Genomic DNA, 23,642 nt, shown 5'->3' on the forward strand with positions numbered 1-23,642 from the left:
TGACAGCAACGCAATGGTTGCTGTGATTCATCTATTTTTGGAGAAAAACAATGTTTAATTTAAGCAAGACAGCCCTGTTCTGTCTGTTGCTGCTATGGATGCCCACCCTTTGGGCGGCAGATAGCGGCTGGCTGGTCAGTCCGCAAAATGACCATGCCAAAGTTCGGCTACGTGCCGAGCCATCCACGGAGGGTGAAACCCGCCTGTTACTCGCCGTTCAACTGGAGAAGGGCTGGAAAACCTACTGGCGCTCGCCGGGAGAAGGGGGGATTGCGCCCACTATCGCGTGGGAGTCGCCCCTTAGCGCAGTGAAATGGTTCTGGCCGGTGCCGCAACGCTTTGATGTCTCGGGGATTTCGACTCAGGGCTATCATGATCAGGTGATGCTGCCGATCGTGATCTCCGGCACGCGACCCAAGATGCTGAGTGGGACACTGACTCTATCGACCTGTAGCAATGTCTGCATTTTGACCGACTACCCCTTTAGCCTCAATCTCTCTTCGCCAGTAAGCGCGGAAAACCAACAGCAATTTGCACACGATTTTGCGCAGGCGATGGGGCAAGTGCCGATTGCTAATGCGTTGACCAAACAGATTCAGGTGGGCTATGGCAACGGCGAAGTGCAAATTCAGGCGCTGCGTGATGAGGGTTGGCAGCAACCTGCGTTGTTCTTCGATAGCTTGGAGGATGCGGAGTTGGGTAAACCCATCGTCAGTGTGCAAGGCAACCAACTGTCGGTGCGAGTGCCCGCCACTGATGGCTGGGGCGAAGGGGCGGCGGATCTGCGCGGTAAGCCGCTGACTATGGTGATTACCGATGCGGGTTTGGCGCAAGAAACCACACTCACCATCGGGCAGGCGCTCACCTTGCCAGAGTCATCCACCGCCTTTTGGCCTTGGGTATTGATGGCGCTGGCCGGCGGGTTGATTCTGAATCTGATGCCCTGTGTGTTGCCAGTTTTGGCGATGAAATTAGGATCGATTCTGCATACCGAGCACCAAACTCGCCGTCAGGTGCGTGGGCAATTTCTAGCCTCCTCGGCGGGGATCATCAGCTCATTTTGGTTGCTGGCCCTGCTGATGACCGCCTTACGTTTGGGTAATCATGCCCTTGGCTGGGGGATTCAGTTCCAGAACCCCTGGTTTATCGGTTTTATGGTGCTGGTCACCGCGCTTTTTACGGCCAATTTGTTTGGCCTGTTCGAGATCCAGCTCTCTTCGTCACTGAATACCCGCATGGCTGCGCCCCGTGTTGGAAAATCGGGCGCGCGTGGCATGGCGGGTCACTTTGGGCAGGGCGCGCTGGCGACCTTGCTGGCAACCCCTTGTTCTGCGCCCTTCCTCGGCACGGCAGTGGCTTTTGCACTGGCGGCCCCGCTGCCTGCGTTGTGGGGGATATTCACCGCGCTGGGGGTCGGTATGAGCTTGCCGTGGCTGGCGGTGGCCGCGTGGCCGACATTGGCACTCTGTCTACCACGCCCCGGCCGCTGGATGAGCCACCTGCGAATCGCCATGGGCGTGCTGATGCTGGCGTCCAGCCTCTGGTTGCTCAGTCTGATGGTCAGCCATATTGGTCTGCCAGCGGTGATGATCACGGCTGGTGTGCTGCTACTGGCGCTGTTGCTCACCATTGGCTGGCGTTATGGCACACGTGTTGCCGCTATAGTCAGCCTAATTAGTGTGCTGATGATGGGCGCTCTGTTGCTGGCCGCTTCACTGACGGCTGATCTGTGGCGCAAGCCGCTACAGGACAATATCCGCTGGCAACCGTTAAGCGAATCGGCCATTAAACAGGCACTTCGCGAGCATAAACGGGTGTTTGTCGATGTTACGGCCGATTGGTGTGTGACCTGCAAAGTCAACAAGCTACATGTGTTGATGCGCGATGATGTGCAGCAGGCGCTGCAAGCGCCGGACGTAGTGGCGCTACGGGGTGATTGGACGCGGCCTTCTGCTGATATCACCCAATTCTTACGCGAACGCGGCAGTGTGGCTGTTCCGTTCAACCAGATCTATGGGCCACAGCAGCCACAGGGGACGGTGCTCTCCCCGCTACTGGATGCAGAGGTTTTATTGAACGTTTTGGCCCATGCAAAAGGAGATAAAGAATGAAAATGTTAATGGTGCTGTTATTCGCGCTGATCGCCACGCCACTCTGGGCGGCCGAGCCTTTCACATCTGCGCAAGAAGTGCGCATCAAAGAGTTGATCCGCGAAACATTGGTCGCGAATCCCGATATTTTGGAGCAATCGGCCAATGCTTGGCAGCAACAAGCCAATGCGGCGCAGGAGCAGCAACTGAGTCAGTTTATCGCCGCCAATAAGGCTGCGTTGTATAAGGACCCCGGTAGCCCACGATTCGGCGCGGCCAGACCCGCACTGACCTTGGTGTCATTCACCGATTACAACTGCCCATTCTGCAAAACATTTGATCCGTTGCTGGAAAAAATAGTGCAGGAGTACCCACAGGTGGCGGTGGTGATCAAACCGTTGCCGTTTAAGGGCGAAAGCTCAGTGACCAGCGCCCGACTGGCACTGACCCTGTGGCAACAGCACCCGTATCAATTTATGGCATTTCATCAGCGGTTAATGGCGAAAAAAGGGTTCCATGATGCCAGCAGCATTGCTGCCGCGCAGAAAAAAACCGGCGTCAAGCCCGTGGAACCGAGTGAGCAAAGTCTGAATGTGCTGCGCAGTAATCTAAAATTGGCCGACCAACTGGGCATTCAGGGCACACCCGCGACCTTGATTGGCAATCAAATGGTACCGGGTGCGATCACCTACGAACAGTTGGAGGCAATCGTGAAACAGCAACTGGCTCAGGCGGGTCAATGAGTCGCTTAACGCGCTGGGGCAAAGAACTGGCGCTTTTAGTGCTGCTGGTGGCGGTGGTTTCGCTGGGCATGGATTGGCTACGTAGCCCGCAGCTACCGCCTGAGGGGGCTGATACGGCATGGCAAACGCTGGCGGGGGAGGCGGTCTCTTTGCAGGCGATGAGCCAAGACAAACCGCTGCTGATCTATTTCTGGGCGACATGGTGCGGGGTGTGCAAATTCACCAGCCCCAGTGTCAATCAGTTGGTTCAGGAGGGCGAGAATGTGCTGACCGTGGCGTTGCGCTCTGGAGATGCGCCGCAAGTTGAGCGCTGGTTGAGCAAAAAAGGCTACCAACTGCCGGTGGTTAATGATCCGAACGGCCAGTTATCTGCTCAATGGCAAGTCAGTGTGACGCCGACTCTGGTGATTCTTTATCAGGGGAAGATGGTGCAACACACCAGCGGCTGGACCAGTTATTGGGGCATGAAACTGCGCCTCTGGTGGGCATCCTTATGATTTAATATAGTTTTTTCACCATAAAACCAAAAACGGCACCCGCTAAAGGTGCCGTTTTTAGGATTGATTGCATGACTCGCTGTTTAAAAGTACACTTGGGAAGTACATTTCAAAAGTGCATTTAAAAGGGCATAACATGCGTACCTATACTTCAACCCAAGCCAGAGCCAATATTTCAGAAGTGCTTGATGCGGCAACTCACGGTGAGCCGATTGAGATCACGCGTAGAGATGGCAGTGCTGCGGTGGTCATTAGCAAAGCTGAATTCGAAGCGTATCAGAATGCCAAATTGGACGCAGAATTTGATCTGATGATGCAGCGTCACGGTCATACTCTCGCGGCGTTGACTGATCGATGATGTGGATAAGCGCACAGGAAGTCATCGCTTTCCATGATCGCATATTGCAATGCTTTCCCGGTGTCGCGGGTATTCCCGAGCCAGGTAGAGCTGAAGCTTTGATTTATCGGGTGCAAAACCGGGCTCACTATGAAGGCGTTACCGACATTTTTGAGTTAGCCGCCACCTATTGGGTCGCCATTGCTCGTGGGCATATATTTAATGATGGCAATAAGCGTACTGCGTTTTTTGTCACTATGACCTTCCTCTACCGTAATGGTCTCCATATTCGTAATAATGACGAGGCACTCGAAAATTTGACGGTAGAAGCTGCCACGGGCGAGAAAACCGTGGCGCAACTGGCGCACTATTTACGAGAATCAGTTGATGACATTGCCCCACGTCGTTAAGCCGCCAAAGTTAATATCCCATCAGCAAAACACAGTATGAGGGAGTCACCCATCATCAACGTCACTCCCTCACGATTTCTGTTGTGTGGCTTTTCTGCGTAACGGCATCCGCAGGCGCTGGGCCAGTACCACACCGGCGAGGGTGATACCGCCGCCAATCAGATGGTAACTGTGCAATTGCTCATGGAGGAAGGTCACAGCAATGATGGCCGTAAATACGGGCGTCAGATTCATAAATATCGACGCGGTGTTCGCGCCAAGGCGCATGACGCCGTGAATCCATAAATAGGGCGCAATAATAGAGGCGGGAATACCGGCGAATAACACCAGCGGGATATTTTGCGCGGTTAATTGGACATCCGGGGCCAGCAGGAAATTAGGGAGTAATAGCAGGACGCCAAAGGCGATTTGCATATAAAGGGATTGCCAATTCGGCAACTGAATCGCCCAGCGTTTGGTTAACACCCCATAGAGGGCATAGGATGCCGATGCGCCTAACATCATCAATTCCCCTTTGCCGATGCCATGTTGCAGCAACTCTGCGGGGTTGCCCGCACTGACTAGCCACACCAATCCGCCCAGTGACAGCACACTACCCAGCGCTATCCCGACAGTCGGGGCCACCCGTAGCAGCACAATGCTGATCAGCACCGTCAGCAGCGGAATCAACGAACTGAGTATGCCCATAAACAGAGCGCTCACACTGTGGGCTGCGTAGTAAGCCAGACTTTGGTAGAGCACCATGCCCAGTAGCCCCAAAATCATCAGTTTCCACCAATAGATGCGGATCGCCGACCAGTTGCGGATGACACCCAGCAGTAAAAATGGGGTTAATGTCAGTAGCGCCAAAATCCAGCGGTAGAAAGAGATCGCGGCGGGATCAATAGCGGTAGCGGATACTTTGCTGACAACAGCATTGATTGACCAAATAATCACGGCAAACAGGGGGAATAACACATTCATGCTAATAATTCTCATCCATACACTTATGCGGTGCAGTTTACCCCTGTCTGGTTTATTCTATATAGCGATAACCAGACAATAATCGTTGTGATCAGGACAATTTAAGCCGCAAGAATGGAGCTGGCAGGAGTCAATACATCATGAGCGAACCCTCTTTTCCCGTAGTCGCCACTGTTGAGCCACAGAGTTTGTCCTTCCGCTGTGAGATATATCATGCCAATACAGAATTCTTGCCGCATACCCATTCGTATGGGCAATTAATTTGCGTTAAATCAGGGGTATTGGCGATGAATATCGGTGGTCAGCGCTTTTTGGCCCCGCCTGAATTCAGTGTCTGGGTTCCTGCTGGCGTGGAGCACTCCAGCTTTAACCGCAAATCGATGCATTTTCGCGCCATTGATATCGCCCTCGATCTCTGTGATGAGTTGCCCGACTCGGCTTGTTTGATGAATGTCAGCCCGATCGCGAGCGCTATCGTGGAGGATTGCTTCTCCCGTGGCTTATTGATGCCGGAAAGTGAGCAAGATAGGCGATTAGCCCGCGTATTCATTGATCAGCTTCGGGTGTCACCCGTGCAGCGCACCTATCTGCCCACGTCGCAAGATAAGCTCTTGTCGCCTATCTTAGCGGCGCTGGAGCGCTGCCCAGCGGATAACACCTCGCTGGCGCTATGGGCCAAGCGGGTCTATACCACCGAGCGGACCTTATCGCGCCGTTGCCAGCAAGAGTTGGGGATGGCATTTAGCGAATGGCGGCAGCGACTGCGTTTTCTTCATGCTATCTCATTGTTGGAGCAAGGAAAAACGGTACAAAGTGTGGCGCTGGATGTCGGTTACAGTTCGGCATCGGCGTTTATTGCCATGTTTCAGCAAGTGGCAGGGAGTACACCGGAGCGTTTCCGCCGCGCCAATCCCCTGCGTATTTGAAGCCGCAGGGGTGTTAGCTGCGCTCACTTACCCGAATCACTGACTTGGGTCAGTTCATCGGGATGCGTTTGCTGGCTGCCTACCTGCGACTCCAACGACTTTGGGGATTGTTTGTGTATTTGAAGCCGCAGGGGTGTTAGCTGCGCTCACTTACCCGAATCACTGACTTGGGTCAGTTCATCGGGATGCGTTTGCTGGCTGCCTACCTGCAACTCCAACGACTTTGGGGATTGTTTATGTATTTGAAGCCGCAGGGGGTTAGCTGCGACTCCACGGTTTTGGGTATATACTAAGCCCCTGTTTTTCATCTGTCGGGCAGTGAGCTGCCGGAGAACAACGTGAAGATTCTGGTTGATGAGAATATGCCTTACGCGGAGGCCCTGTTTCGGCGTTTAGGTGATGTGCAGGTAGTGCCGGGGCGGCCTATCCCCCGAGAAGCACTGGCTGACGCCGATGCGCTGATGGTGCGCTCGGTCACCAAAGTTAATGAAGCCCTGCTGCAAGGCACCTCAATTGGCTTTGTGGGCACGGCGACGGCGGGTACAGACCATGTTGATGATAACTGGCTGCGCCAGCAGGGGATTGGTTTCTCCGCCGCCCCAGGGTGTAACGCGATCGCGGTGGTGGAGTATGTTTTTTCCGCGCTGATGATGATGGCCGAACGTGATGGCTTCCAACTGCGTGATAAAACGGTCGGTATTGTTGGGGTGGGCAATGTGGGTTCGCGGCTCAATGCCCGCCTGCAAGCCCTTGGCGTGCGCACGCTGCTCTGTGATCCTCCTCGTGCGGATCAGGGCGATAACGACACATTTTGGCCACTGGAAAAACTGGTGCGCGAAGCCGATGTCCTCACCTTCCATACGCCACTGAATAAAACCGGTGCTTATCAAAGTCTGCACATGGTGGACGATGAGCTACTGGCCGCACTGCCAGATGGCCGCATACTGATCAATGCCTGCCGAGGCGCGGTGGTAGATAACGCCGCACTGCTCCGTGCGCTAGAGAAAGGTAAAAAACTCAGCGTGGTATTGGATGTCTGGGAGCCGGAACCTGAGCTGTCACTACCGCTACTGGCCCGCGTTGATATTGGCACGCCACACATCGCCGGATACACCTTAGAAGGCAAAGCGCGCGGCACCACGCAAGTGTTCGAAGCTTTCAGTCAGCATCTAGGGCAGCCGCAATCAGTTGAACTCGCCACATTACTCCCGCAGCCAGAGTTCAGTCACTTACAACTGAATGGCGCGCTGGACGAAGGCAAATTAAAACGATTGATGCACTTAGTGTATGATGTGCGCCGCGATGATGCGCCGCTGCGCCGTGTTGCTGGTCTGCCAGGCGAATTTGACCGCCTGCGTAAGCACTATCAGGAGCGGCGCGAATGGTCATCACTTTGTGTGCAGTGCGATGATGCTGCCAGTGCCGAGCTGTTGCAGAAATTAGGATTTAGCACAAATATCCTTCGTCCTTAAAGCTGCAGGGGTGTTCGCTTGCTGCCCACCTGCAACTCCAATGACTTTGGGTATTATAGCGTCATCCTGAGTTAATTCGGGAGTCAATTGAACATCCCTGTATTTGTCTAATTCCTTGTTATTTAATGAACGTTAGTGGAGAAAACCAACATGTCTGACGGCTGGAATATTGCTCTGTTAGGAGCGACGGGCGCAGTAGGTGAAGCTTTGCTGGAGTTGCTCAATGAGCGCCAGTTCCCGGTTGGTGAATTGTATCCGCTGGCCAGTGAGCGTAGTGCGGGCGCGACTGTGCGCTTTAACGGCAAAAGTTTGCTGGTTGAAAATGTCGCTGAATTTGACTGGTCTCAGGCGCAGTTGGCATTCTTTGTTGCTGGCCCTGAAGCCTCGCAGCAATATGCGGAAGAGGCGGGTAATGCGGGTTGTCTGGTGATCGACAGCAGCGGCCTGTTTGCGATGGAGCATGATGTGCCGCTGGTGGTGCCGAGTGTGAACCCTCAAGTGCTGGCTGATTACCGCAACCGCAATATTGTTGCGGTCGCCGACAGTCTGACCAGCCAGTTGCTGACCGCAATCAAACCGCTGACGGAGCAAGCGGGCCTGTCTCGTTTGCATGTCACCGCGCTGATCTCTGCCTCGGCCCATGGCAAAGTTGCGGTGGACGATCTGGCGGGGCAAAGTGCCAAGCTGCTCAATGGTATCCCTGCGGAGCCGGGTTTCTTCGCCAAACAGTTGGCGTTTAACGTCTTACCGCTGCTGGCCGATGAAGAGGGCAGTGTACGCCAAGAGCGCCGCTTGGTGGATCAGGTGCGCAAAGTGCTACAAGACGAAGGTTTGCCTATCTCGGTCACCTGCATTCAGTCGCCGGTATTCTACGGTCAGGCGCAAGTGGTGCATCTGGAAGCGCTGCGTCCAATCTCTTCGGATGAAGCGCGTAGCGAACTGGAAAATTGCGAAGATATCCAATTATCTGAAGAAGATGATTACCCCACGCAGGTGAGTGATGCCTCTGGCAGTGATGCGCTGAGCATTGGTTGTGTGCGCAATGACTATGGTATTCCCGAAGTATTACAGTTCTGGTCGGTGGCCGACAACATTCGTTTTGGTGGCGCATTAATGGCGATTGAAACGGCGGAGCGCCTGTTGCAGGAGCAACTTTACTGATGTCCGAACTTGAGTTGGCTCAGCAAAAAACAGCAGCTCAGCAAGACGCCACAGTGGCGGAGGCTGTCAGCTTAAAAATTGCGCTGGGCATCGAATATAACGGCAGTCGCTATTTTGGCTGGCAACGTCAGCAAGAGGTCACCAGCGTGCAGGCGTGTCTGGAGGCGGCCCTCTCGAAAGTCGCCAATGCGCCTATCGGCGTATTCTGTGCTGGGCGGACGGATGCTGGCGTGCATGCGACAGGGCAGGTGGTGCATTTTGTCACTACCGCCGTGCGCAAAGATGCCGCTTGGACGATGGGGGTCAATAGCCATCTGCCCCCAGATATTGCGGTGCGCTGGGTCAAAACTGTTGATGATGATTTCCACGCCCGCTTCAGCGCCACGGCCCGTCGCTACCGCTATATTATTTTTAACCATCGCTATCGTCCGGCAGTATTGGCGCAAGGGGTCACCCACTGTCACATGCCGCTGGATGCCGAAAGAATGGAGCAGGCGGCGCAGTGTCTGCTTGGCGAGAATGATTTTACCTCATTCCGCGCCGTGCAATGCCAGTCCCGCACGCCATGGCGAAATGTAAAACATGTCAAAGTGACCCGACACGGCGCGTATATCGTGGTAGATATCAAGGCCAACGCTTTTGTTCACCACATGGTGCGCAATATTGTTGGTAGCCTGATCGAGATTGGTTGCGGGAATCAGGATGTAAACTGGATGGCTGAGTTGCTGGCGCTAAAAGATCGCGCTCGAGCGGCGGCAACCGCAAAAGCCGAGGGGCTATATTTGGTCTCCGTTGACTACCCCGAGCACTTTGGTTTACCCGCAGCGCCGATGGGGCCGCTTTTTTTGGCGGATGATTGATTAGGATAAAATGATGGATGTTTGGCTGAACACGACCTTGAGCTAAGGAATACTTAAGGAAGTTCAGCTAGTCTCAATCACAGTTTAAGCTCGCTTACCACTCGAGAGTATTTATGGAATTTATACGTTTCATTATTGATTTTATTTTGCATATTGATGTTCATTTGGCGGAGTTGGTGGCGCAGTATGGGGTTTGGGTTTATGCCATTCTATTCCTGATTTTATTCTGTGAAACCGGTCTGGTGGTGACGCCATTCCTGCCGGGTGACTCTTTGCTGTTTGTGGCGGGCGCACTGGCAGCATTGCCATCCAATGATATTAATGTGCATATCATGGTGGCCTTGATGGTAACGGCGGCTATTTTGGGGGATGCCATCAACTACACCATTGGTCGGGTGTTTGGTGAAAAGCTCTTTAGCAATCCAGATTCCAAAATTTTCCGCCGTAGCTATCTGGATAAAACCCATCAGTTCTACGAGAAGCACGGTGGAAAAGCGATTGTTCTGGCGCGATTTGTACCGATCATTCGTACTTTTGCGCCGTTTGTCGCTGGAATGGGCAAAATGTCCTATCGCCATTTTGCAGCGTATAACGTGATTGGGGCGTTGGTATGGGTGCTGCTATTCACCTATGCTGGCTACCTATTTGGTAATGTGCCTATCGTGCAGAACAATCTGAAATTGCTGATTGTCGCCATTATTGTGGTGTCAATCTTGCCCGGTGTATTTGAGGTTTGGCGGCATCGGCGCGCGGCGGCACGTCAGAAAAATCAGTAAAAACGTTACCTAAGCCAAGGGTTCGACCAGTTTTTTATCTACACTGTCGAGCCAATATGGTTTAATGAGTGACATTTATGGTCTGTTCCTGCGGACACCCCGAATCTCGGTGCCTTAGTCATGCTGTATTGGCGTGTATCTCAGGCATTTTTTATTGGGATGTTTTCAGGGAGATGGTTAAAGCATGAACAGCGAACTGGCAACGGCCAGGTTCAAACAGAAAGGTCATCGATGAGCTGGATTGAACGAATTCTTAACAAAAGCAATATTACACAAACCCGTAAAGCGAGTATTCCTGAAGGGGTGTGGACGAAATGTGACAGTTGTGGTCAGGTACTTTACCGTGCCGAGTTAGAGCGCAATCTGGAAGTTTGTCCTAAGTGTGATCACCATATGCGTATGTCAGCCCGTGCACGGTTACATATGCTGTTGGATGCAGGCAGTGAAGTTGAATTGGGTAGCGAGCTGGAGCCGAAGGACATCCTGAAATTCAAGGATTCCAAAAAGTATAAAGATCGTATTTCTGCCGCACAAAAAGAGACCGGCGAGAAAGATGCTTTGGTTGCCATGAAAGGCACCTTACAGGGCATGCCTGTGGTTGCCGCCGCATTTGAATTTGCCTTTATGGGCGGTTCGATGGCGTCAGTCGTGGGGGCGCGTTTCGTTCGTGCCGTTGAGCAGGCACTGGAAGACAATTGTCCGCTGGTGTGCTTCTCCTCCAGCGGCGGTGCCCGTATGCAGGAAGCATTGATGTCACTGATGCAGATGGCAAAAACCAGTGCTGCTCTGGCGAAAATGCAAGAGCGCGGTTTGCCCTACATTTCTGTGCTGACAGACCCTACCATGGGGGGCGTTTCTGCCAGTCTGGCGATGTTGGGTGATATCAATATCGGTGAGCCTAAAGCCTTGATCGGTTTCGCTGGCCCACGGGTTATCGAGCAAACCGTCCGAGAAAAACTGCCGCCGGGCTTCCAGCGCAGTGAATTCTTGATTGAAAAAGGCGCTATCGACATGATCGTGCGCCGTCCGGTTATGCGCCAGACGATTGCCAGCATCCTGTCTAAATTGACTCATCAGCCACAGCCAAGTGTGGTTGACGCCAAAGATACTGCTGCAACGGATACTCAGGCAGAAGCCTGATGCTCCCAACGGGCACCCCCTGATAAGGTGGTGCCCGGTTATTGTGTATAAAGGCCAGTGGTGGGACCCATGGACAATCATCAAATTCCCCAAGCCACGTCGCCTTTGGCCGCGTGGCTTGACTACCTTGAGCGCTTGCATTCTCAACCTATTGAGTTGGGTCTGGAGCGTGTTAAACAGGTTGCTGAGCATCTTGATCTGCTTAAACCTGCCCCGAAAGTATTTACCGTTGCCGGCACCAATGGCAAAGGCACCACCTGCTGTACCCTAGAATCAATTTTACTGGCAGCGGGTCTGCGGGTAGGGGTTTACAGCTCACCTCATCTTTTGCGTTACACCGAGCGAGTCCGTATTCAGGGGCAAGAACTGTCTGAGGCCGAACATAGCCACTCTTTCGCCCAAATTGAAGCTGGACGTGAAGGCATCTCGCTGACTTACTTCGAATTTGGCACCTTATCGGCACTGCAATTATTTAAGCAGGCTAAGCTTGATGTGGTGATTCTGGAAGTGGGTCTCGGTGGGCGGTTGGACGCGACCAATATTGTTGATTCTGATGTTGCGGCGATCACCAGTATCGCGATAGATCATACTGACTGGTTGGGTTTTGACCGGGAGAGCATTGGGCGTGAAAAAGCCGGTGTGTTCCGCGCAGGAAAACCTGCGGTGGTGGGGGAGCCAGATATGCCGCTCTCCATTGCCGATGTTGCCGCGAAACTCGGTGCGCAGCTCTATCAGCGTGATAAGGCGTGGCAGTTCAGTCAGCAAGAGCAAAGCTGGTGCTGGCAGTGCGACGATCGTCAGTGGGCTGATTTGCCACTACCTAATGTGCCGTTGGCGAATGCGGCCACTGCGTTAGCCGTGCTGCACTATTCGAAATTACCCTTGAGTGAAGCGGCTATTCACCAAGGCTTGCAAGCTGCCCGTTTGCCGGGGCGTTTCCAGCGAGTCAGTGAGCAACCCTTGCTGATTTTGGATGTTGCCCATAATCCACATGCCGCACGTTATTTGACCGATCGACTAGCTCAGTTGCCGAAACAGGGTAAAGTACGGGCAGTGGTGGGGATGTTATCCGATAAAGATATTGCGGGGACATTGGCATGTCTGGCTGAACAGGTCGACGAATGGTACTGCGCACCGCTAGAGGGGCCGCGTGGGGCCACTGCGGCGCAACTGGCTGAACATCTCAGTCTCTCCCGCCAGTTTGGCGATGTTGAAACAGCTTGGCGTCAGGCTATGCAGGATGCAGAACCACAGGATGTGGTCATTGTCTGTGGCTCTTTCCATACTGTCGCCCATGTGATGGCAGCATTGAATCTATGACAGTATCGAGTTTATAACCGCTTGAATTTATAAACGAATGAATGTGGGGAGTGCGAGTGGCAAGTAAGTTCCAGAACCGTTTAGTCGGGACCATAATTCTGGTGGCATTGGGCGTGATTTTACTGCCGGGGCTACTGGATGGCAAAAAAAAGCATTATGAGGATGAGTTTGCAGCTATCCCCTTAGTGCCAAAACCCGGCGATAGTCAGGAAATTGACGCGGTTCCGCCGGTCAGTCAACCTTTGCCTATCGCGCCACCGGAAGGTGCGGCGCAAGCCGTGGAAGTCCCCAAAGATGACTCCGTTTCTCAGGCCGCGAATGATGCCGGTAACCTGCCATCTGAACCGACAATCGTCACACCGCCACCAATACGAAATAAGCCGGTTGAGGTGAAACCTGTTGAGAAGAAATCGGTCGAAATCAAACCGATACCGGTAGAGAAAAAACCGCAGGAGGTCAAACCTAAACCTGAGGTTAAGCCGGAAGCTAAACCAGAAGTTAAACCAGAAATTCAGCCGGAGAGCAAACCGGCGACAGAAGAAAAGGCACCGGTAGGACAGGCTTATGTCGTCCAACTGGGGGCGCTAAAAAATGCGGCTAAAGTGAATGAAGTTGTCGCCACACTGCGCCTGTCAGGTCATCGGGCATTTACCGTGCCTGCGACCCCGGTTCAGGGCCAGATAACCCGAGTATTTGTCGGGCCGGATGCGTCAAAGCAAAAATTGCAATCTGCCTTACCGGAGCTTAATTCATTAAGTGGCCTGAATGGACAGGTTCGGCCCTACAGCACAGGGCGGTGAGATTTAACTGTGCGGCTAGAGGTCAGGGCGCACGGGGTTTGTGAGCTAAGTTTGTGCGACGATTGTTGTTTTTAAAATCGTCGCACTTTAATTTGTCATGGGGTCAGAAACCCCTACGCAAACGTTTTCTTTTTCTGTTAGAATTCGCCGCGAACAGGATGCAGCGGCGATTTCGTCATTGGAATAGTCATGGTCTGGATTGATTACGTCATTATAGGGATTATCGGATTTTCTGCGTTAGTCAGCTTAATTCGGGGATTTGTCCGTGAAGCATTGTCACTTGTAACATGGGGATGCGCGTTTTTTGTCGCCAGCCATTTTTACACTTACCTTGCTATCTACTTCACTCGCTTTGAAGATGAAGTAGTGCGTAACGGAATTGCCATCGGCATTTTGTTCATCGCGACATTGATCGTCGGGGCTATTGTTAACTACGTGATTGGCTCACTGGTTGAACGTACCGGGTTATCAGGAACAGACAGGGTATTGGGGATCTGTTTTGGGGCGCTGCGAGGTGTTCTGATTGTCTCAGCCATGTTGTTCTTTCTCGATACATTCACCGGCTTTTCACAAAGTGAAGACTGGAAGCAGTCACAATTAATCCCGCAGTTCAGTTATATCATCAGGTGGTTCTTTGACTACCTGCAGAGCACGTCGAGTTTCTTACCGAATCAATTACCGATTCGGAGCGGCTTATGAGGAAAAGACAACATGTGCGGTATTGTCGGTATCGCCGGTTTTTCACCGGTAAACCAGTCGATTTATGATGCGCTGACGGTGCTCCAGCACCGAGGCCAGGATGCTGCGGGCATCGTTACCATTGATGCCCATAATGGGTTCCGGCTGCGTAAAGCAAACGGCTTGGTGAAGGATGTATTTGAAACCCGGCATATGCTGCGCTTACAGGGGAATATGGGTATTGGCCATGTTCGTTACCCGACAGCAGGTAGCTCCAGTGCTTCAGAGGCTCAGCCCTTCTACGTTAACTCACCGTTTGGCATCACCTTGGCTCATAACGGTAATCTGACTAACGCTCACCAACTGAGAAAGAAATTATTCGAAGTTTCTCGCCGTCATGTGAACACCACGTCTGACTCAGAAATTCTGCTGAATATTTTTGCCAGTGAATTGGACCGTTTCCAACATTACCCGTTGGAGTCTGACAACATTTTTGCCGCTGTTGCCGCAACGCATCAGCTGATTCGTGGTGCCTATGCTTGCGTCGCGATGATTATCGGCCATGGCATGGTCGCCTTCCGTGACCCTAACGGTATCCGTCCGTTGGTGATTGGTAAACGCACCTTGGTTGATGGCCGCAATGAGTACATGGTCGCTTCTGAAAGTGTGGCACTCGATACCCTTGGCTTCGAATTCCTGCGCGATGTTGCGCCGGGCGAAGCGGTGTATATCACCGAAAAAGGCCAGTTGTTCACTCGCCAGTGTGCTGAAAATCCAAAATACAACCCGTGCTTGTTTGAATATGTCTATTTTGCCCGTCCAGACTCCTTTATGGACAAAATTTCGGTTTACAGTGCGCGCGTGCGCATGGGCCAGAAATTGGGCGCAAAAATTGCCAAACAGTGGGAAGACTTGGATATTGATGTGGTTATCCCTATCCCTGAAACCTCCTGCGATATCGCGCTGGAAATTGCCCGTATTCTGGATAAGCCGTACCGCCAGGGGTTTGTGAAAAACCGCTATGTCGGCCGTACCTTCATCATGCCGGGCCAGCAAGAGCGTCGTAAATCAGTGCGCCGCAAACTGAACGCCAACCGTGCCGAGTTCCGTGATAAGAACGTATTATTGGTGGATGACTCTATCGTACGGGGTACGACATCAGAACAAATCGTCGAGATGGCACGTGAAGCTGGGGCGAAGAAAGTCTATTTTGCTTCTGCCGCTCCTGAAATTCGCTTCCCGAATGTGTACGGCATCGACATGCCTAGCGCCAATGAATTGATTGCGCATGGCCGTGAGGTGGATGAGATTCGCCAGTTGATTGGTGCCGATGCACTGATTTTCCAGGATCTTCCCGACCTGATCGAAGCCGTGCGCGAAGATAACCCCGATATTACTCAGTTTGAGTGCTCAGTCTTTAATGGCGTTTACGTCACTAAAGATGTTGATCAGAGCTATCTGGAGTATCTGGAGTCGTTACGTAACGATGATGCGCAGGCATTACGTAATCATAACGAAGCGGAAAATCTTGAGATGCATAACGAAGGGTAATACACCGTCGTTTTACTGATAGATAAAGATGAATCAAAAAGGTGCAATCCGCTTTTAAACGCGGTGCACCTTTTTTTATTTTAGGATGCGGGGTTTTGAGATGTGGATAGCATCACTTGCTAATCCATGCCTGATACGGCAAAGTTTGCCCCTATTTGTTTATGTTATGCTTAATTTAGTAGCATAACGTCAGTGTGAGGCAGTTTTCCATGAAACGACTTATTATCGGTATCAGTGGGGCCAGCGGGGCCATTTATGGCGTGCGGCTGTTACAGGTGCTGCAACATGTCGAGGGCGTGGAAACACATTTGATCATCACTAATGCTGCCCGCCAGACGCTGGCACTGGAAACGGCGTTCAGTGTCAAAGAGGTACAGGCGTTGGCAGATGTGGTGCATGATTCACGTGACATTGCCGCTTGCATCTCCTCTGGCTCATTCAAAACCCACGGCATGGTCATTTTGCCTTGTTCAATCAAAACCTTATCTGGCATTGTCCATAGTTATACCGACGGGTTATTGACCCGTGCCGCTGATGTCATCTTGAAAGAGCGCCGCCCATTGGTGCTCTGTGTTCGCGAAACCCCACTGCATTTAGGTCATTTACGGCTGATGGTGCAGGCTGCTGAATTGGGGGCGGTTATCATGCCACCGATGCCTGCATTTTATCATCGCCCACAAACCATTCAGGATATTGTTGATCAGACGGTGAATCGAATTATCGATCAATTTGATATTGAGTTGCCTGAAGATCTTTTTGTTCGTTGGCAAGGTACAAATTAACATTCCTCACTTAATTGATACATTTGTGCAACATCGCACTGAAATGGAGCGGATTATGCACCACAATGATCCTGTTGCACGATGTGTGCTGTGGCATGAATTGCGTATTTGATTTCTGTTCATGACCTGATGCCTTAATTTAGTGGCGATCGTGCTAAGAGAGTCATGACGGAACTTGCTCTCCCTCCAGATGATTACTGGCACGATTACTGCTAATTGATTTATGACAGCGATTAATTTATGAAAGCTCTGGGTTGTACAGAAATCTAACGCGCTCTATGGCATCAAAAATCAATTTGAGGGTAATGTATGAATAAGAAGATGTTGGTTCTTCCTTTAGTCTTAGCATTGGCTGCCGCTAGCAGTGCTTTTGCAGCGATTCCTAAAGACGTCAAAATTGGTACTGATCCCACTTATGCCCCGTTTGAATCTAAAAATGCCAGTGGTGAACTGGTCGGTTTTGATATCGATATAGCAAAAGAGTTATGTAAACGCATTGATACTAAATGTACTTTTGTTGAAAGCGACTTTGATGCATTAATACCTTCGCTTAAAGCTAAAAAAATCGATGCTATTATCTCCTCGCTCTCCATTACTGAAAAACGCCAAAAAGAGATTGCCTTCACCGATAAACTCTTTGCGGCCAATTCTCGTTTAATTGCTGCAAAAGGTAGCACTATTGAACCGACACTGGTGGCTTTGAAAGGCAAACGTGTTGGGGTGCTGCAAGGCTCAACTCAGGAAGCCTTTGCTAATGCCGAGTGGCAGCCAAAAGGCATTGATATTGTTGCCTATCAAAACCAAGACTTAATCTATGCTGACTTAGCTTCAGGTCGTATTGATGCGGCTTTTCAGGATGAAGTTGCTGCTAGTGAAGGTTTCCTGAAGCAAGCGATAGGTAAAGATTATATCTTCGCCGGACCGTCAGTTAAGAATGATCAATTCTTTGGTGTCGGGACGGGGATGGGCTTGCGTAAAGATGATACAGAATTGAAAGCCGCGTTGGATAAAGCCTTTGCAGAAATGCGCAAAGATGGCACCTACGACACTCTCGCGAAAAAATATTTCGACTTTGATGTTTACGGCGGTTAATTCTCTTACCGTCATGGCCTCTGTCGATTTAGGCAGAGGCTGCTATTTTAGGGTAATTAACAATAGTCATTTACCAGACTCCTTACTCAGTAAAACAGGATAACCCAGATGCTGGATGGATATTCGAAACTGATATTTGAGGGTGCGCTGGTAACGCTGGAGTTAGCATTGTGTTCAGTGCTGCTATCAGTGATTATCGGCCTGATGGGTGCCGGTGGAAAGTTATCATCGAATCGGCTGTTATCTGGCTTATTTGAGTGCTACACCACGCTTATTCGCGGTGTACCGGATTTAGTTTTAATGCTGCTTATCTTCTACGGTTTGCAGATAGCCCTAAATAGCATTACTGAATCGATCGGCTTTGAACAAATTAATATTGACCCTCTCTCAGCCGGGATTATTACTCTGGGCTTTATCTATGGTGCTTATTTCACCGAAACCTTCCGTGGTGCTTATATGGCGGTTCCTGCCGGCCAAATTGAAGCTGCCAGAGCATTTGGTTTTACCTCTAGCCAGATTTTTCGCCGAATCCTATTTCCGGCCATGATGCGCTACGCACTGCCGGGTATTGGTAATAATTGGCAAGTTATACTCAAGGCAACCGCATTGGTCTCTATTTTGGGATTAAATGATGTGGTTAAAGCGACACAGTTGGCGGGCAAGGGCACATATCAACCCTTCTTCTTTGCTTTGGTGGCGGGTGCGGTTTATCTGATCTTCACCACGATATCAAATGGTGTATTGCTGTGGCTGGAACGGCGCTATTCCCATGGGGTGAAGAGGGCTGAACTATGATTGAAATCCTGCATCAATATTGGCAAGCATTGCTCTGGAGTGATGGCTATCGGTTTACCGGAATGGCGATCACTTTATGGCTATTAATATCCTCAGTCGTGATCGGCGGGCTGCTTGCTATTCCGTTGGCGGTGGCGCGAGTGGCAGAACGGCGCTGGATTCGCTTTCCTGTCTGGATTTTTACCTATATCTTCCGTGGCACGCCACTGTATGTCCAATTATTGGTATTCTATTCTGGTATGTACAGTTTGGAGATTATCCGAGGCAATGATCTGCTTAATGCGTTCTTTCGCAGCGGGTTGAATTGCACTATTTTAGCGCTGACACTTAATACCTGTGCCTATACTACCGAGATTTTCGCCGGTGCCATTCGTTCGGTGCCACATGGCGAAATAGAAGCGGCCAGAGCTTATGGTTTCTCGCGCTTTAAAATGTATCGTTGTATTATTTTACCTTCTGCACTGCGTATTGCCTTACCGGCCTACAGTAATGAAGTGATTTTAATGCTGCACTCTACTGCGCTGGCTTTTACGGCTACAGTGCCGGATATACTGAAAATAGCGCGTGATATTAACGCCGCAACTTATCAGCCGTTTTATGCTTTTGGTATTGCTGCCGTACTTTATCTGATCATCTCCTTTACGCTAATTAGCCTGTTCCGCCAGGCAGAGAAACGTTGGTTGGCTCATATAAAACCGCAGGCATCGCATTAAGTACGGAGAAACCATGATGGACACATTAGACACTATAACTGGCACAGCAGAAACTATGACTGAAACATCAAAAACTAAAATAGCTGAAACCAAACTCGCCGTGACAGAGTTGCATAAGCATTATGGTGAACACGAGGTTTTAAAAGGCGTTTCCCTCTCGGCCAAAGCAGGGGATGTCATCTCTATTATTGGCTCTTCTGGTTCGGGGAAAAGTACTTTTTTACGCTGCATCAACTTTCTGGAAAAACCCAGCGAAGGCACGATCAGCGTCAATAATCAAAATATCCGCTTAGTACGGGATAAAGATGGGCAATTAAAAGTTTTCGATAAAAAAGAGCTGCAATTATTGCGCACCCGACTAACGATGGTATTCCAGCACTTTAATTTATGGAGCCATATGACAGTGCTGGAAAATGTCATGGAAGCGCCGATTCAAGTTTTGGGCCTGAGTAAATCAGTGGCGAAAGAGCGGGCAATCCGTTATTTGGATAAAGTCGGGATTGATGAGCGGGCGCGGGCAAAATATCCGGTGCATCTTTCTGGTGGTCAGCAGCAACGTGTCTCTATTGCACGGGCACTGGCGATGGAGCCGGATGTATTGCTGTTTGATGAGCCGACGTCGGCGCTGGACCCTGAGCTGGTCGGCGAAGTGCTGCGTATTATGCAAAAATTGGCAGAAGAGGGGAAAACCATGGTGGTGGTGACCCACGAAATGGAGTTTGCCCGCCATGTTTCCAGCCATGTCATCTTCTTGCACAAAGGGGTCATTGAAGAGGAAGGTCCGCCAGCCGAGCTTTTTGGTAACCCTAAAAGTACCCGCTTGCAGCAGTTTCTCTCTGGTGCGCTGAAATAACGGATGACTTAGCGGGATAGTGATTCATCTATCCCGCGACAAATCTATTCCGCTACAAACCTATCCCGCTACAAACCCATCCGCCACAACTTATGCCGCAGGCTTTTTCAATACATTGCGCAGCGCTTCTTCCAGTTCGAAATAGCGAAAACCAAAACCCGCCTCTTCCAACCGTTTTGGCACCGCCCGCTGCCCACCGAGCACTAATGCCGCCGATTCACCCAGCAACAAACGAATAGCTGCCGCAGGAGTACGAATCACAGCCGGTCTATCCAGCACCTCAGCCAGTGTGGCAATAAATTGTTCGTTATGCACCGGATAAGGGGAGACCATATTGAATGGGCCGTTTAGGCCATCAGTGGTCAGTAAGAAATAGATGCCATGAACCATATCATCGATATGTATCCATGGTAGATATTGGCGACCATCACCTATTGGCCCACCCAACCCAAGGCGCAATAGCGGTATCATTTTGGCTAATGCACCACCATGGGGAGCTAATACGATACCGGTACGCAATAGGCAAACGCGGGTATGGGTGCTCTCAGCGGCGCGAGCCAGACTCTCCCAACGCTCACACAACTGATAAGTAAATTCATCATGTGGCGTCTCCTCTTCTGTGACCAATGCTTGCCCTTGGTCGCCATAAAAACCCACCGCAGATGCTGAAATAAACACCGTCGGCGGCTCACTACTGGCTTTGATTAAGGCGGTCAGTTTTTCGGTTATTTGCCAGCGACTTTGGCAAAGAATCTCTTTTTGCTGTGGGGTCCAACGTTTTTCAGCAATGGGTTCACCTGCGAGATTGATCACCGCATCAAACTCATTCAGGTCATGCTTATCATCCAGTGTTGACCAACAGGTGACTTGCGAACCCAGTACATGATCTGCCCGCCGTGGATCACGGGTGAGTGCGGTAACTTGATGTGCTTGCGACAAAAGGAAGGCGGTCAGACTGCGCCCGATGAGCCCTGTCGCTCCAGTGATTAAAATACGCATAGCCCATCTCCATTTATGCTCGTCATTGCCTGTTGTTCTTTCAGCTTATGTTTATCTTGCAGCATAGGTTTCTCTTTCAGCATAGATGATTCCAGACTCTTCTCCTACGATGCTGAGCACATCCTGAGATTAATCTAAAGATAGAATCCCGCCAACCGTTGGTTTTTAGAAAATAAAAAAATAATAACTAAACAAATCGGGGGTTCTGTCCGATTAATACAATATTGGTCCGCAGGGACTCCCTGTTTACTCGTGGCGTGGTTGCCTGTATACCTTGTTGTTTTTGAATGTTAAAAATATGTATAAGCCATACTCAAACGACTTTTAAATACTGAATGGATGAATGTCTGCTAGAGTGAGCATACTCATTTGAATGGAAGGCCGCTGATCACTTGCGAAATTGGCTGTTTTATCAATGTCGGGTATTTTATAAAAGTTAGCCGTGGCTTATAAATCCTCCGGCTGAGGTCAGGTTGTGATCTCATTGTTGCCTATACACTTTTCAGGTGCGCATGAAGCTAAATATCGAAGTTAATTGTTCTTACGTATGTGAGCCCATACATAAGCAAGACGGTAGCTTATTAGCAGTCGAGCTATTAAGCCGATTTTCAGCTAAGTCGGTCGATTTATCCATTGACGTCGAACAGTTTATTAAAGAGCTCGGTGTCGATGGAAAGACTGAACTATTCCAGGACCAGTTACGAGCAGTGAAAGCCTATAGCGATTGGTTTATTGCTAACAAAGTTCTACTGTCGATTAATATCGATTTTGACTTGGCAAGCGTGATTGTTAGCGATGAATCAACTCGGCAGATGTTGGATGAAATGCCTTTCCTGCGGTTGGAAATAATGGAAACTTTCTCCAATTTATCCGATGGCATGAATAACCCATTGTTACGCGAGTTGGCTGAGCGTTATCCGCTATGGTTGGATGACTTAGGCAGCGGCGGTTCCACCTTAAATGCGGTCACCGCCAATATTTTTGAATATGTGAAGATAGATAAGCATTTCTTTTGGCAACACAACAAACATACCTTCCCGATATTGATCAATAACATCAAAAAATATTGTCTTGGGATCATTGTGGTTGGCGTTGAAAATCAAGATGAGTCGGAACAACTTAAGGGCACGAATATTGACGCAATGCAGGGCTATTTATTCCATCCCCTGACATTGGATGAGTTGGTATCGCTACACTCGCGATAATGGCTTCCCCTTTTTTTATTTCAAATCGCGCTAGCATGGTTTTGTGCTGTGAGCGCGATTTTTTGCGATAAAACATAGCGGTTATTATCGGATTAATCAGACGGATTGGATGATAGAATAGTGTCACTTTTAGCGCTCATTAAGTGCCACGGCACTCTCTGCCGCCTGATTTACTGAGATTATGACTAGAGAAGACGATGTTATGAAGTTAATGTTCGCTTCTGACCTGCATGGTTCACTGCCAGCGACCGAAAAGGTGCTGGAGATTTTTGTCCGCAGTAAAGCGCAATGGCTGGTGCTGTTGGGCGATTTACTCAATCATGGCCCGCGTAATGCGCTACCGGTGGGGTATCAACCGGCAGCCGTCGCAGAGTGCCTGAATCTCCATAAAAACCACATTATCGCCGTGCGCGGCAACTGCGACAGCGAAGTCGATCAAATGCTTTTGCAGTTCCCTATCATGGCCAGTTGGCAGCAGATTATTATGCCGGAAACGCGTCTATTTTTGACGCATGGTCACCTTTATCATCCCGCCGCACTTCCTCCGTTGCGTAATGGGGATATCTTGGTCTATGGTCATACTCATCTGCCTCAGGCAGAGTGGCAGGATGAGGTGATTTGCTTTAATCCCGGCTCCGTCAGCATCCCGAAAGGGGGATATCCGGCGAGCTATGGCATGTTGGACTGCGGCGTTTTACAGGTTCTGACCCTACAAAATGACGAGCCTGTCGCCCAGTTGGCATTGAAAAAATAAATAATATAAATCGTTATTTACCCCCAATCAGGGTGCCGCTGACCAGACTGCGGCCTCAAGAAACAAGGGTAAACTCTTGATTAACAATTGCGCGCGTCTCGTCGCGCCTAGATAGAAGGTTTTAGAGGATGGTGGATCAAAATCCAGCAGCAGTCATCGAGTGGGTTGATATAGTTGATGAGCAAAATGACGTTATTGCTCAATCCAGCCGTCAACAAATGAGAGCTCAACGACTACGCCACCGTGCGACCTATATTGTGGTGCATGATGGAATGGGCAAAATTCTGGTACAACGCCGTACTGAGAGCAAAGATTTCTATCCCGGCAAGCTGGATGCAACTGCCGGTGGTGTGGTGCAAAGTGGCGAAAACTACCTTGAATCTGCCCGGCGCGAAGCGGAAGAGGAGCTGGGTATTGCGGGTGTTCCCTTTGCTGAACATGGCCTGTTCTATTTTGAGGAGGAGTGCTGCCGTGTGTGGGGCGGATTATTCAGTTGTGTCTCTCATGGCCCGTTTGCCTTGCAGGCTGAGGAGATCGACGAGGTATGCTGGATGGTGCCGGAAGAGATCACCGCGCGTTGCGATGAGTTTACCCCAGACTCGCTGAAAGCCCTGTCACTGTGGCTGACCCGTAACAACGAACAAGATTACGGCAAAATTACGCCGCGCGAAGATTGATTTTAAATTGAAATACCCTCCCGGCCGACTGGCTGGGAGGGTGAATGG

25 protein-coding genes are annotated in these 23,642 nt (G+C 50.6%); 23 read left to right on the plus strand and 2 right to left on the minus strand.

Features of this window, described 5'->3' with window-relative positions; all coding sequences use genetic code 11:
- The first annotated feature begins 50 nt into the window (after positions 1 to 50).
- The 5 genes from HRD69_RS12195 to HRD69_RS12215 all read left to right on the plus strand — a co-directional run bounded on the left by HRD69_RS12195 (position 51) and on the right by HRD69_RS12215 (position 4,077).
- The gene (locus tag HRD69_RS12195; RefSeq protein WP_004875296.1) at positions 51 to 2,111 is read left to right on the plus strand and encodes a protein-disulfide reductase DsbD family protein; all 2,061 of its coding nucleotides are present in this window, start codon (positions 51 to 53) and stop codon (positions 2,109 to 2,111) included.
- Positions 2,108 to 2,833: a DsbA family protein gene (locus tag HRD69_RS12200; protein WP_032814508.1), complete on the plus strand. Its 726-nt coding sequence runs from the start codon at positions 2,108 to 2,110 to the stop codon at positions 2,831 to 2,833. The genes HRD69_RS12195 and HRD69_RS12200 overlap by 4 nt, the downstream gene beginning before the upstream one ends.
- Complete coding sequence (locus HRD69_RS12205; RefSeq protein WP_032814506.1) at positions 2,830 to 3,330, plus strand: protein disulfide oxidoreductase; 501 nt, start codon at positions 2,830 to 2,832, stop codon at positions 3,328 to 3,330. The genes HRD69_RS12200 and HRD69_RS12205 overlap by 4 nt, the downstream gene beginning before the upstream one ends.
- A 136-nt stretch (positions 3,331 to 3,466) precedes the next feature.
- On the plus strand, positions 3,467 to 3,688 hold the full coding sequence (locus HRD69_RS12210) for a type II toxin-antitoxin system Phd/YefM family antitoxin (RefSeq protein WP_032814504.1): 222 nt from the start codon (positions 3,467 to 3,469) through the stop codon (positions 3,686 to 3,688).
- Positions 3,685 to 4,077, plus strand: a complete 393-nt coding sequence (locus HRD69_RS12215; RefSeq protein WP_032814502.1) for a type II toxin-antitoxin system death-on-curing family toxin — start codon at positions 3,685 to 3,687, stop codon at positions 4,075 to 4,077. Before HRD69_RS12210 ends, HRD69_RS12215 begins: the two co-directional genes overlap by 4 nt.
- 69 nt (positions 4,078 to 4,146) lie before the next feature.
- Here the strand turns inward: HRD69_RS12215 and HRD69_RS12220 are convergent, their stop codons facing one another.
- On the minus strand, positions 4,147 to 5,040 hold the full coding sequence (locus HRD69_RS12220) for a DMT family transporter (RefSeq protein ID WP_004875292.1): 894 nt from the start codon (positions 5,038 to 5,040) through the stop codon (positions 4,147 to 4,149).
- 140 nt (positions 5,041 to 5,180) lie between these two features.
- Here HRD69_RS12220 and HRD69_RS12225 point away from each other — a divergent pair, with 140 nt between their 5' ends.
- The 15 genes from HRD69_RS12225 to hisP all read left to right on the plus strand — a co-directional run bounded on the left by HRD69_RS12225 (position 5,181) and on the right by hisP (position 19,959).
- Positions 5,181 to 5,966: an AraC family transcriptional regulator gene (locus HRD69_RS12225; RefSeq protein WP_004875291.1), complete on the plus strand. Its 786-nt coding sequence runs from the start codon at positions 5,181 to 5,183 to the stop codon at positions 5,964 to 5,966.
- Between the two features lie 338 nt (positions 5,967 to 6,304).
- Complete coding sequence (gene pdxB, locus HRD69_RS12230; protein ID WP_004875290.1) at positions 6,305 to 7,438, plus strand: 4-phosphoerythronate dehydrogenase PdxB; 1,134 nt, start codon at positions 6,305 to 6,307, stop codon at positions 7,436 to 7,438.
- A gap of 150 nt (positions 7,439 to 7,588) precedes the next feature.
- Positions 7,589 to 8,599 carry an aspartate-semialdehyde dehydrogenase gene (locus HRD69_RS12235; protein ID WP_032814500.1) on the plus strand — a complete coding sequence of 337 codons (1,011 nt, stop codon included), beginning with the start codon at positions 7,589 to 7,591 and terminating at the stop codon, positions 8,597 to 8,599.
- Positions 8,599 to 9,459, plus strand: a complete 861-nt coding sequence (gene truA, locus HRD69_RS12240) for a tRNA pseudouridine(38-40) synthase TruA (protein ID WP_050413203.1) — start codon at positions 8,599 to 8,601, stop codon at positions 9,457 to 9,459. The genes HRD69_RS12235 and truA overlap by 1 nt, the downstream gene beginning before the upstream one ends.
- Before the next feature lie 113 nt (positions 9,460 to 9,572).
- Positions 9,573 to 10,235, plus strand: coding sequence for a DedA family protein (locus HRD69_RS12245; RefSeq protein WP_004875288.1), 663 nt, complete (start codon positions 9,573 to 9,575; stop codon positions 10,233 to 10,235).
- Between the two features lie 231 nt (positions 10,236 to 10,466).
- Complete coding sequence (accD, locus tag HRD69_RS12250) at positions 10,467 to 11,375, plus strand: acetyl-CoA carboxylase, carboxyltransferase subunit beta (protein ID WP_004875287.1); 909 nt, start codon at positions 10,467 to 10,469, stop codon at positions 11,373 to 11,375.
- A gap of 69 nt (positions 11,376 to 11,444) precedes the next feature.
- The gene (folC, locus tag HRD69_RS12255; RefSeq protein WP_004875286.1) at positions 11,445 to 12,695 is read left to right on the plus strand and encodes a bifunctional tetrahydrofolate synthase/dihydrofolate synthase; all 1,251 of its coding nucleotides are present in this window, start codon (positions 11,445 to 11,447) and stop codon (positions 12,693 to 12,695) included.
- 56 nt (positions 12,696 to 12,751) lie between these two features.
- Complete coding sequence (gene dedD / locus HRD69_RS12260) at positions 12,752 to 13,495, plus strand: cell division protein DedD (RefSeq protein WP_032814533.1); 744 nt, start codon at positions 12,752 to 12,754, stop codon at positions 13,493 to 13,495.
- Positions 13,496 to 13,684: 189 nt separating this feature from the next.
- Positions 13,685 to 14,194, plus strand: coding sequence for a colicin V production protein (cvpA, locus tag HRD69_RS12265; RefSeq protein WP_004875284.1), 510 nt, complete (start codon positions 13,685 to 13,687; stop codon positions 14,192 to 14,194).
- 12 nt (positions 14,195 to 14,206) lie between these two features.
- A complete protein-coding gene (gene purF, locus HRD69_RS12270; protein ID WP_004875283.1) occupies positions 14,207 to 15,724 on the plus strand; it encodes an amidophosphoribosyltransferase in 1,518 nt (505 codons plus the stop codon).
- 209 nt (positions 15,725 to 15,933) lie between these two features.
- Complete coding sequence (locus tag HRD69_RS12275) at positions 15,934 to 16,506, plus strand: UbiX family flavin prenyltransferase (protein ID WP_004875282.1); 573 nt, start codon at positions 15,934 to 15,936, stop codon at positions 16,504 to 16,506.
- Between the two features lie 309 nt (positions 16,507 to 16,815).
- Entirely contained in the window at positions 16,816 to 17,598 is a 783-nt protein-coding gene (gene hisJ, locus HRD69_RS12280) for a histidine ABC transporter substrate-binding protein HisJ (protein ID WP_004875281.1), read from the plus strand.
- Positions 17,599 to 17,706: 108 nt separating this feature from the next.
- Positions 17,707 to 18,393: a histidine ABC transporter permease HisQ gene (locus HRD69_RS12285; protein WP_004875280.1), complete on the plus strand. Its 687-nt coding sequence runs from the start codon at positions 17,707 to 17,709 to the stop codon at positions 18,391 to 18,393.
- Positions 18,390 to 19,106 (plus strand): ABC transporter permease, encoded by a 717-nt coding sequence (locus HRD69_RS12290; RefSeq protein WP_032814497.1) that lies wholly within the window; start codon positions 18,390 to 18,392, stop codon positions 19,104 to 19,106. The genes HRD69_RS12285 and HRD69_RS12290 overlap by 4 nt, the downstream gene beginning before the upstream one ends.
- 55 nt (positions 19,107 to 19,161) lie before the next feature.
- Positions 19,162 to 19,959 (plus strand): histidine ABC transporter ATP-binding protein HisP, encoded by a 798-nt coding sequence (gene hisP, locus HRD69_RS12295; RefSeq protein ID WP_072099539.1) that lies wholly within the window; start codon positions 19,162 to 19,164, stop codon positions 19,957 to 19,959.
- A gap of 90 nt (positions 19,960 to 20,049) precedes the next feature.
- Here hisP and HRD69_RS12300 read toward each other — a convergent pair whose 3' ends face one another.
- A complete protein-coding gene (locus HRD69_RS12300; RefSeq protein ID WP_004875277.1) occupies positions 20,050 to 20,958 on the minus strand; it encodes a TIGR01777 family oxidoreductase in 909 nt (302 codons plus the stop codon).
- Between the two features lie 512 nt (positions 20,959 to 21,470).
- Here HRD69_RS12300 and HRD69_RS12305 point away from each other — a divergent pair.
- The 3 genes from HRD69_RS12305 (at position 21,471) to yfcD (ending at position 23,594) form a co-directional block, all read left to right on the plus strand.
- Positions 21,471 to 22,163, plus strand: coding sequence for an EAL domain-containing protein (locus HRD69_RS12305; protein ID WP_032814494.1), 693 nt, complete (start codon positions 21,471 to 21,473; stop codon positions 22,161 to 22,163).
- A gap of 202 nt (positions 22,164 to 22,365) precedes the next feature.
- Entirely contained in the window at positions 22,366 to 22,917 is a 552-nt protein-coding gene (gene yfcE, locus HRD69_RS12310) for a phosphodiesterase (protein WP_032814492.1), read from the plus strand.
- A 128-nt stretch (positions 22,918 to 23,045) separates the two neighbouring features.
- Positions 23,046 to 23,594 (plus strand): NUDIX hydrolase YfcD, encoded by a 549-nt coding sequence (gene yfcD / locus HRD69_RS12315; RefSeq protein WP_004875274.1) that lies wholly within the window; start codon positions 23,046 to 23,048, stop codon positions 23,592 to 23,594.
- Positions 23,595 to 23,642: the final 48 nt, after the last annotated feature.

This window comes from Yersinia mollaretii ATCC 43969 (assembly GCF_013282725.1).
Lineage (GTDB): Bacteria > Pseudomonadota > Gammaproteobacteria > Enterobacterales > Enterobacteriaceae > Yersinia > Yersinia mollaretii.